This window comes from Sphingorhabdus sp., assembly GCF_044357595.1.
Lineage (GTDB): Bacteria > Pseudomonadota > Alphaproteobacteria > Sphingomonadales > Sphingomonadaceae > Sphingorhabdus_B.
Genome location: NZ_JBIKPH010000210.1, coordinates 1 through 2548 on the forward strand (window position 1 = coordinate 1; position 2548 = coordinate 2548).

3 protein-coding genes are annotated in these 2548 nt (G+C 56.5%); all 3 read left to right on the forward strand.

What is annotated here, in order from left to right; translation table 11 throughout:
• A partial coding sequence (locus ACIQ2T_RS13130) for a glutamate ligase domain-containing protein (protein ID WP_397591193.1) occupies positions 1-467 on the forward strand: 467 nt, incomplete at its 5' end.
• Complete coding sequence (locus ACIQ2T_RS13135) at positions 464-1684, forward strand: FtsW/RodA/SpoVE family cell cycle protein (RefSeq protein WP_397591194.1); 1221 nt, start codon at positions 464-466, stop codon at positions 1682-1684. The genes ACIQ2T_RS13130 and ACIQ2T_RS13135, both read left to right, overlap by 4 nt.
• Positions 1681-2548 (forward strand): UDP-N-acetylglucosamine--N-acetylmuramyl-(pentapeptide) pyrophosphoryl-undecaprenol N-acetylglucosamine transferase (locus ACIQ2T_RS13140; RefSeq protein WP_397591195.1); only part of this gene is annotated, 868 nt, incomplete at its 3' end. The genes ACIQ2T_RS13135 and ACIQ2T_RS13140, both read left to right, overlap by 4 nt.

The following is a 2548-nucleotide window of genomic DNA, read 5'->3' on the forward strand; positions in this document are numbered from 1 at the left end:
AATCGCTTGGCGTGACCGAAGCGCAATGGCGGCCTGCTATGCGGACCTTTAAGGGGCTTGCCCACCGCATGGAGGTTGTTGCCGAACGGAACGGCGTATTGTTCATCAACGACAGCAAGGCGACCAACGGTGCGTCCACCGCGCCTGCGCTGGCGGCATATCCGCGTGTGCACTGGATCGTCGGCGGCTTGCCCAAAACAGAGAATCTTGATGAATGCATTCCCAATTTTGGCCATGTTGTAAAGGCTTACACCATTGGAGAGGCTGGGCCGCTGTTTCACGAACTGCTGTCCCCGCATTTGCCAGTAGAACGCAGTGAGATGATGGGCACTGCAGTGCACTCGGCGGCGGCACAGGCGCAACCCGGTGACGTTATCATGCTCTCACCTGCATGCGCGTCCTTTGACCAGTTCAAGGATTTCGAAGCGCGCGGCGATGCATTCCGCGCAATTGTGGAAGCGTTATGAGCGACGGCAAAGATGTTCCTTGGGTATTGGCGGCAAAGACGGGCAAGATCGGCTTTGCCAACCGTTTGGGCCGTGGTGACCGTTCGCCGCTGGGCGTCTGGTTCTGGGAACTTGACCGGGTATTGTTGTCGCTGATGATGGTATTGATTGCGATTGGCTTGCTTGCGGTTGCGGCGGCATCGCCCGCCGGTGCGCAGCGGCTGTCGGCTTCGACATCGCAATTATCCTCGCTGTATTTCTTTTATCGGCAGCTGATGTGGGTGATGGTTGGCGTGCCAATCATGCTGTTTATCTCGATGTGTCCGCGCGAAAAGGCCCGACGCATTGCCGTTTATGGTTTCTGTATTGTGTTCGTGCTGCTTGTGCTTGTGCCCGTATTAGGGCGCGAGGTGAATGGATCGCGCCGCTGGATTGGCCCGGGTTTTGCGGGGCTTCAGCCATCGGAATTCCTAAAGCCCTTTTACGCCGTTACGATGGCATGGATTATCAGCTGGCGGTTGAAAGACCCGACTCTGCCAGTCCTGATTATCAGCAGCATTGTTACCGCTGCTGTCTGTATCTTCCTTTTGATGCAACCCGACCTTGGCCAGACGATATTGTTCATGGGCACATGGTTTGCATTGATGATGGTCGCTGGCGTTCCTGCAAGCCGTCTCTGGGGCCTTATCATCAGCGGCATCATCTTCATCGTGCTGGCCTATAATTATTACCCGGTTGCAACGCAGCGCATCGATGCCTGGATTTTTGGAACTGAGGGCCTAACCCATGACAAGATGGCGCTGGCGACATTGATCAATGGCGGCTTTATTGGCCTCGGCCCGGGACTTGGGGTCAAAAAATATTCGTTGCCTGAGGGGCATACCGACTACATCTTCTCCGTGATAGGCGAAGAATTCGGTCTGCTTGCCTGCATGGTCATCGCCATACTGTACTTTGCCATACTGGTGCGCATCATCATTCGCTTGCTGGATGAAAAGGACCAGTTTGTAGTGCTGGCGGTTACGGGGCTGGGCGCGCAGTTTTGCGGGCAGGCGATGATTAACATTGCGGTTAACCTAGGCGTCTTTCCCTCTAAGGGCATGACTTTGCCCTTCATTAGCTATGGCGGATCATCCATAGTTGCGCTTTCGATGACATGCGGTCTCATACTCGCACTGACGAAGCGAAACCCGTATCTTGACCGGTCGCTGTATATGGTGAAGGGACAATGGCCATGACCATATCTCGGCATTATGTCTTGGCCGCCGGCGGAACCGGGGGGCATCTGATCCCTGCCTTTGCCTTGGGGCAAGAACTGATAAACCGCGGCCATCATGTAGCTTTAATCACCGATGCGCGTGGCGCAAAAATTCCGGGCTGCCCAGATAAGATGGCAACCCATTTGCTGCCCGCTGGCCGGATCACCACAAAACCCAGCAGTTGGCTTCCGGGGATCCTGGCGATTGCCCAAGGCCGCAAGATGGCGCGCCGCTTATACGAAAATTTTGAACCAAGCGCTGTGGTTGGCTTTGGCGGTTATCCGGCGTTTCCTGCACTTCTGGGGGCCTTTGCCGAGAAGATCCCGGCGATTATTCACGAACAAAATGCCGTGCTTGGCCGTGTTAATCGCTTCACCGCGCGGCACGTGAATGCCATTGCCACATCCTATCCCGAAGTGCTGCGTCTGTCGCCGCGCTACACTGGCAAGGTGCATCTTGTCGGCAACCCAATCCGCGAAGAGGTGCTTGCCCTGCGCGACAAACCCTATCCCCCGCTTTTGGACGCGGATATTTTCCGCGTGCTTGTGACGGGCGGAAGCCAAGGCGCAACCGTGCTTTCTGACGTTGTGCCCGATGGCCTTTCCCAACTGCCGCTAAACTTGCGGCGTCGGTTGCAGGTAACGCAGCAGTGCCGCGCCGAAGACATTGAGGCTGTGCGCGCAGCATATGCCGCCCGCGACATTCCGGCCGAACTCGCGACCTATTTGCCTGACCTGCCTGAACGACTTGGCTGGGCGCATATGGTGATATCGCGGGCAGGGGCGTCAACGATAGCCGAACTAACCTGCGCTGGACGGCCCGCCATATTGGTACCGCTACCAA

Coding starts and splice junctions, on each gene's coding strand:
- ACIQ2T_RS13135 (WP_397591194.1), top strand. CDS start 464: ATGAGCGACGGCAAAGATGTTCCTTGGGTATTGGCGGCAAAGACGGGC.